The sequence below is a fragment of the Caldithrix sp. genome (assembly GCF_056497305.1).
The window spans coordinates 47,549-54,739 of the sequence record NZ_JBSMDE010000144.1; the positions used below are offsets into that span (position 1 = coordinate 47,549).

Below are 7,191 nucleotides of genomic sequence, written 5' to 3' on the forward strand. Positions count from 1 at the left end.
CTGTTGTTATTGAATTTTACTTAAATAGGTCTGAATCTGAACTTTTTTCTGCGCCTGCTGAACTATTTGCTGGTACATCTCATCGCGCTTTTGTTTCTTCAGGCGTAAAATAATTTCGTCTTCGACCAGGGCCAGATCGCGGATGGTGCCTTTTTTCTGGTAATCGATGAGTTGTACAAAATGGTAGCCATCGCCAATTTTGATCGGCCTGGAAATTTTGCCGGTCTGCAATCGCTTAATCGCTTTAACCAGCTTTTCCGGCAATTGAGACACCGGCACGTAGCCCAGGTCGCCATTCGGCTGTTCGATACTCGACTTTTCGTCAAAATAGTACTTTTTAATAATTTGCATCAGATTGTCCGCGTTTCTGATCTCCTTAAAGATAGCCTGGTCGTATTGATCCATGAACAGATGAATCACATGCGCTTCATCCTCTGCCCTTCGGAACTCATCCTGATGGGCTTTGTAATAGTCTTCTATTTCGCGCCGCGAAACCTTGAACGAAGGATTGATGGTCTGGTCCAGATAATTCTGAACGATCAGGGATTTTTTGTATTCTTCTACCAGAAAACGCTGGTATTCATCGAGGGTTACATTGTCGTCCAAAGCCATCTGGTAGAGGGTTTCATTCTCTACCCATTTAGAAATTAAATTCTTTTTTAAAGAGAGCGCCAGGTCATCGGGGATGCCTTCTGGCACACTCTGGTTAACTTCTGTCAGGCGCAGATAACGATCGTTCACCTGGGCTACCAGGTCGTCCGGAATTTTTTCGCTACGCCGGCAGCCCAGTAAGCCAAGGATAAAAATAAAAAGGCTAATGGTCACTAACTTTGTTTTGATCATTGCAACGAATCCACTAATTTACGGTTTACTTTTACAGAGTAATGATCTTTTAATTCTTCTAACCATTGGTCGCGGCGTTTTTTCAAATTCGCATTGCGTACCCGTACTTTAACCTGCTGGTAGGCTTCTTCATAACTGCGAATGGTTTCTGGATGGAGCTTACCGGTTTTAAAAACCACGTAAAAGTTGCGGTATTTTACCGGCCCGCCGATTTTGTTTTCCCCTAATTTAAAAGCCAATTTGGAAACTTCGCCGCGTCGGTTTTTGGTTTTAAAACCAATGTAGCCTTTTTTCTTGCGATAATATTGATCTTCGCTGTACTGTTCGGCCAGCTTTTCAAAGTCATAGCCCTTTTTTGCCAGACGTAAAACTTTGTTGGCCGTTTTTTCATCTTTTAAAGAAATTTCCCACAGCTCAATTTCGGCCGGCTTTACAAACTCATTTGAATGTTCTTCGTAGTAGGCTTTGATTTCATCTTCTGTGGGCTCCACTTTTTGCTTCACCTCTTTGCTGTAAGCCAGCGAAGAGAGTTTTTGCACTTTAAAATCTTTTAAATTGGTTTTTACTTCATAATCCTCAAACAAGCCCATTTTTTTTGCTTCGTTTTCGATAAGTTTGGATAAGAGAATCTGATCCACAATGTTCTCGAATTTAGCAGGATCGGTAATTCGGCGCTGCAGGGCCACAAAGCGTCGGCCGCCGTACATCAAAAAGATGTCGTCCAGGGTTAAGCGTCCGCCATTCCATTGAGCCAGGACCATTGCCTTTTCTGCCCGGGTGTAGTTTTTAGGTTTGTAATGGCCGCTTTGACGTTTCTTTTTAGCTAAGCGCGTCACGGAATCTACATTGGCCTTCAGAATGGTAGCCTGGTACTGCTCTTTCAATGCTTTCTTTTTGGCATTCCACATTTTCAAGGCCGTATCCTGGTGCGCAAAATAGCGGTTGCGTTTAATGTCTTTCTTTTGCCATTCGTAATTATTTTCGTCAAAGAAGGGATTTTTACGCCGATCTTCCACTTTGATGATGTGAAAGCCATAGGGCGTTTCCACAGGATCGGAAATTTCGCCGGGCTTCATGGAAAAGGCCTTTTTCTGAAAGGCATCAACCATCTGGCCCCAGGTAAAATAGCCTAAATCGCCTTTATTTCCTTTGGCGGAAGGATCGTCGGAATATTTTTCGGCCAGATAGTTAAAGCTGGTTTTACCGCTTTTTGCCTCGCGGGCTATTTTTTCGGCCAGTTTAAAGGCCTCCTCTTTGGAGCGTTTGGCTCTGCTGTTGCGCGCCCCCTTGTACTGAATGAGAATGTGCCGCGCTTTGACCTCATCGCGTTGTTTTTCAAAAGCCTGGCGAATTTCCTCTTCCGGAACCAACACATCGACGATAACCTTCTCAAAATATTTGTTGCCGATCAGCCGGGCCTGATAATCGGCCACTTCGCTCAGGTAAAGGCGTGTGGTGTCCAGCCCCATATCCCTGGCTGCATTGACCTGCAAATACTTGTCGATCATATAATTTAAAATGCTCCAGCGTTGCGCCGAATCGATTTTTGCAATGGCTTTGCCGGGAAAACGACGATTCAGTACGAATTTGTAATCATCAACCGTGATGGTTTCTTTTCCTACCTTAGCCACGGTATCTTCCGAAAGGCCGCAGCCCGAAATCCAATACAGACCCAAAATTAAAGCGCCAATGGCCAGTAGCTTTTTCATGGAATCTCCTTTAAAATTTTAACTTCTTCTTTTCTAAACCGAAATCCTTAAAAATGCTTTTGTTAAGTTAATTTACGACTCAGCTATGATGTAATGCAATAATTTAATAGCAAAAGCCATTTGTTCTTCTTTTTTGCTCCCCTCCAATTCAAACTCAACCCCCAACCTTTTTTGATTTAAAAAGCGTACCGGAGCCATGGTCTGATGCATCATGGCCGGCATGTACTTGTCAAAAAATAGCGCTTCATTTTCGGCTGCTTGATCAAAAAAGAGTTTTATTTTACGATTGGCAAGTACAATCCGTTCCGCAAATAATCGGCCGGCAAGAATCTTAAGCTCAATGGCCATCAGAAAGCGCTCCACTTCCGGCGGGTAAGGCCCAAAGCGATCGATCAATTCTTCTTTTAACTCTTCGATCTGCTCCACGGCTCTGAAGTTGACCAGACGATGATAGATGGTAATGCGCTCCAGTTCAATCGGAATGTATTCCTGGGGAATCAACAGGTCAAAATCGACATCGACCTTGGGGTCTGTGGCCCGGCCAGGTTTGATCTTTTCTTCAATCTCCTGCTCTTCGATGTTCACTCCCTGGCGCAACTCTTCGACCGCTTCTTCCAGAATTTTACAGTACATTTCAAAGCCCACGCTTTGCACAAAACCGGATTGTTCTTTGCCCAGTAAGTTTCCGGCGCCGCGCAATTCCAGATCGCGCAGGGCCACTTTGTAGCCGCTGCCCAGATCGGTAAAATCCATAATGGCCCGTAGACGTTTACGCGCCAGAGAACTCAATTTTTCCATGGGCGGTACCAGCAAATAGGCGTACGCCTGCTCATTGGATCGCCCTACGCGGCCGCGCAACTGATACAACTGGGCCAAACCGAACTTATCGGCATGATTGATGATGATGGTGTTGACATTGGGAATGTCCAGCCCATTTTCGATGATCATGGTGGAAAGCAGTACATCGTATTTTTGGGCCATAAAATCGAGCATGACCTGTTCCAATTGCTTTTCACGCAACTGACCATGCCCCACGGCAATACGCGCTTCGGGCACAATCTGAGCAAGGGCTTCTTTGATGCCCATTATGGTTTCTACACGATTGTGCACAAAATAGACCTGGCCGCCGCGTTTCATTTCCTTTAAAATGATGTGCCGCAATTGCCGATCGTTCCAGTGGATGATTTCGGTGTGAACAGGCAGGCGGTTGGCCGGCGGAGTATCGATATTGGAAAGGTCGCGCGCCCCCATTAACGCCGTGTGTAAGGTGCGTGGAATGGGGGTGGCCGTCATGGAAAGCACATCTACCGAAACGCGCAGCTTTTTTAATTTTTCCTTTTGCCGTACGCCAAAGCGCTGTTCTTCGTCAATGATCATCAGACCCAGGTCTTTAAACTTTACATCCTCCGAAAGCAACCGATGCGTGCCAATGACCAGATCGATTTTTCCGCTGGCCAGCCCTTCTAAAATAACTTTTTGCTGGGCCCGGGTTCGGAAACGGTTCAACATTTCAATATTTACCGGAAACTCTTTAAAACGCTGTTTAAAGGTTTCAAAATGCTGAAAGGCTAAAATGGTAGTAGGCACCAACAAAGCCACCTGTTTGCCGTCCAGAATGGCTTTAAAGGCGGCACGCAGAGCCACTTCGGTTTTGCCAAAGCCCACGTCGCCGCACAGCAGGCGATCCATGGGCTGCGCTTTTTCCATATCTGCTTTTACTTCCTGAATGGATTTTAACTGATCCGGCGTTTCTTCGTAGGGGAAGCTGGCCTCCAATTCCTTTACCAGATAATTGTCCTCCGAAAATTTAAAGCCTCCGTGGGCTTTGCGGGCAGCGTAAATTTGAATGAGCTCAGTGGCGATCTTCTGGATGGATTCTTTGGTTTTGAGCTTGGCACGCTCCCATTCGCTGGTTCCCAGTTTAGTCAGTTTGGGCGCGCTACCGCCTTCGGAGCTGTATTTTTGCACGCGATTCAGGCGATCAACCGTAACGTACAGGTAATCGCCATCCTGGTAACCGATTTTAATACACTCTTTTTTAACATTGCCGTAGCTGATGGTTTCCATGCCCAGGTACTGCCCGATGCCGTAATCCACATGCACCACGTAATCGTACAAATTCAAACCGCTCAACTGCCGCAGGTATTCGCCGCTTTTAAATCGGCGGTAAGCCTTCTTGCGTTTGTAGCGCTTAAAAATTTCGTGGTCGGTTAAAATGTCCAGTTGCAGGGCATCCAGACTAAAACCGTTGTGCAGGGTGCCGATTTCTATTTTACCGCGGAATTGCAGCCCTTCTTCTTCAACAATCTCCCTGAGACGCTCCCTCTGTTCCTCGTTGGGCGCCTGAATGATAATCAGACGTTGCGGCTGTTCAGCCATCTGTTTTTTTAGGAACCGGACAAATAGTTTAATGCTTCCGTTAAAATCCGGATGAGGGCGCGCGTTAAAATCGACCAGCGGGGCCTGAGGATCGTGGATTAAATCGCTTTTACAAACCGTCAGGTGGTCAACCATCTGGTCAAAACGCTCCTGAGGCATAAAAACGGCATCCGGCGGCGGAGCTTCGATGCCTAATTCCTGCTGGTCCTTAAAATTCTGACGCGCTTTGAACCCAAACTGCTCTACCTTAGTGTAGGCTAAATTTTGGTCTTCAAAAAACAGGATGGTATTTTGCGGGAGCAGTTGATCGATAAACGCTTTGTTTTCCCGATGTTGTAAATTGGGCAACAGGGTTACTTCGTCAATTTTTTTGACAGAGCGCTGCGAAATAACGTCAAAAAAACGCATGGAATCGATCTGGTTGCCAAAAAATTCGATGCGCAACGGATCGTCGTAATTCCAGACGTACACATCCACAATGCCACCGCGCACGCTAAACTGCCCTACATTTTCCACAATATCCACGCGCTCCAGACCTATTTCAGCCAGCTGTGGAATTAATTTTTCAAAGCTGATTTCCATGCCAATTTTGAGGTACAGCTGAAAATCGACAAATTCTTCCGGCAGGGGTAAGGATTCCAGCAGGGCCTGAGGGGTGGTAACGCACAACCAGTTTTCATGTTCGATAAAGGTTTGCGTGGCTTCAATGCGCAGACGCAATAGGCTGGGGCTGGCTTCTACCGTGTCGTACGGTTCAAATTTAAGAGGGGGCATAAAAGCAAAGGGCAGTTTCAAGCCGAGCAGCTCCAGATCGTCGCGCAGCTTTTCGGCGGAATCCAGATCATTGGCAATGTAGAGCAAAGGGCGATCTAATGTTTCGCTCAGGCCCTGGGCAACAAAAGCCCGCAAAGAACCGCTCAGACCTTTTATTTGAACGGTTTTATTTTTTTGCACATGCTGCAGAAGTTCTTTAAACGCCGCAAGCCCGGTTAGTTTTTCCTTAAGCCAGTTCATTGCTCCGCTTCAGTTGCTAATTTTGGATTTGATCATGTCCAGTTCTTTACGATAGCGGCCTTCGGGATAGGTTTTGATCATTTGCTGATAATACTTTTCAAAAACATCGTTCCTTCCCAGGTAGTGGAAGGAAGCGGCCGTCAAAAAGCCGAGGGTTTCTTTGTCGTAAAAATTTTCGTCCAGTTTGGCCGTGGCCTCGCACAAATTGATGGTTTTTAGATAATCTTTACGATCAAAGGCGATAAAGGCCAGACCAAACAGGGCCGTTGCGCGCTGTTTGCCCTCAGCGGCGTTTTCCAGCAATTCTTCAAAAATCCTTTCCGCCTCTTCCAGTTGGTCCTGATAATATTTTACAAAGCCCTTCATGTACAGAATCGAAAGCCAGTAATCTTTATCGTTCTGAAAAAAGAAACCCTCTGCCTCGTTGAGCAGTTCCCATGCCTGCTGGTACTTTTGATGTTTAAAATACAATTTAGCCAGATTAAACAGAGCGTACTGCTGTTTGACGGAGCTGCGATCAATGCGAATCGATTGTTCTAAATTTTCAATCGCTTTTTGATCCTGCCCCATGCTCATGTAGCTAAAACCGATCAAACGGTACAGATCTTCTTTGGCGCTGTAATCGGCATTAAGGTTCAGGCAATTTTCAGCCGCTTCAATGCAACTCTGGAACGACTGTAAATTGTAAAAGGTCCAGCTCAGTTCGGCCCAGATGAAGGCTCTGGTCTGGTCGTCGGTCGCTTCTTTTAAAGCCTGTAAATAGGTTTCTTTGGCTTTTTTGTAGTTTTGATTGCTCAAATATTTACGGGCGATTTCCAATGCGCTTTGTTTTTTCATGTTGTTACCTGATTTTGTTTAATTAAATCATTTAAAATAACCAGAATGGAAAGGTAATGGCAAATTTATTTTTTTGTCTGGGCAGGTTTTTAACCGGGCCATTTCTTCGTTTTTCCTTGCAAATTTAAATTTATGAGTGAAGTAGAAATGTTATGGATTTTACTGATTGGCACAAAAAAATTTTATTTAACTTTAGAAGCCATTGGGCTGCAATACTCTTTAGAGTGGGCTTTTAACAAAAAGAGAATAAATTGGTCAAAATTCTTTTACTTAATGCGTGAACTTCCGCGCGTTTTTTCCTTTACAGCACCTTGTTTGGAATTAATTACAACATTATACTTACGAAAAATCGAGACCTACTATCCTGAAATCTTAATGATAAACGGTTTACCCAAACAAGAATAAATGC

Annotated in this window: 5 protein-coding genes; 1 reads left to right on the forward strand and 4 read right to left on the reverse strand. The window is 45.1% G+C overall.

What is annotated here, in order from left to right; translation table 11 throughout:
- Positions 1–6: 6 nt before the first annotated feature.
- The 4 genes from ACWB0I_RS12120 to ACWB0I_RS12135 form a co-directional block, all read right to left on the reverse strand.
- Positions 7–843, reverse strand: coding sequence for a peptidyl-prolyl cis-trans isomerase (locus tag ACWB0I_RS12120; RefSeq protein ID WP_479388329.1), 837 nt, complete (start codon positions 841–843; stop codon positions 7–9).
- Positions 840–2,552 carry a peptidylprolyl isomerase gene (locus tag ACWB0I_RS12125; protein WP_479388330.1) on the reverse strand — a complete coding sequence of 571 codons (1,713 nt, stop codon included), beginning with the start codon at positions 2,550–2,552 and terminating at the stop codon, positions 840–842. Before ACWB0I_RS12125 ends, ACWB0I_RS12120 begins: the two co-directional genes overlap by 4 nt.
- A gap of 72 nt (positions 2,553–2,624) precedes the next feature.
- A complete protein-coding gene (gene mfd / locus ACWB0I_RS12130; protein ID WP_479388331.1) occupies positions 2,625–5,945 on the reverse strand; it encodes a transcription-repair coupling factor in 3,321 nt (1,106 codons plus the stop codon).
- Positions 5,946–5,954: 9 nt separating this feature from the next.
- Entirely contained in the window at positions 5,955–6,782 is an 828-nt protein-coding gene (locus tag ACWB0I_RS12135) for a tetratricopeptide repeat protein (protein ID WP_479388332.1), read from the reverse strand.
- Positions 6,783–6,914: 132 nt separating this feature from the next.
- Here ACWB0I_RS12135 and ACWB0I_RS12140 point away from each other — a divergent pair, with 132 nt between their 5' ends.
- The gene (locus ACWB0I_RS12140) at positions 6,915–7,187 is read left to right on the forward strand and encodes a hypothetical protein (RefSeq protein WP_479388333.1); all 273 of its coding nucleotides are present in this window, start codon (positions 6,915–6,917) and stop codon (positions 7,185–7,187) included.
- Positions 7,188–7,191 lie beyond the last annotated feature (4 nt).

Coding starts and splice junctions, on each gene's coding strand:
- ACWB0I_RS12120 (WP_479388329.1), bottom strand. CDS start 843: ATGATCAAAACAAAGTTAGTGACCATTAGCCTTTTTATTTTTATCCTT.
- ACWB0I_RS12125 (WP_479388330.1), bottom strand. CDS start 2,552: ATGAAAAAGCTACTGGCCATTGGCGCTTTAATTTTGGGTCTGTATTGG.
- mfd (WP_479388331.1), bottom strand. CDS start 5,945: ATGAACTGGCTTAAGGAAAAACTAACCGGGCTTGCGGCGTTTAAAGAA.
- ACWB0I_RS12135 (WP_479388332.1), bottom strand. CDS start 6,782: ATGAAAAAACAAAGCGCATTGGAAATCGCCCGTAAATATTTGAGCAAT.
- ACWB0I_RS12140 (WP_479388333.1), top strand. CDS start 6,915: ATGAGTGAAGTAGAAATGTTATGGATTTTACTGATTGGCACAAAAAAA.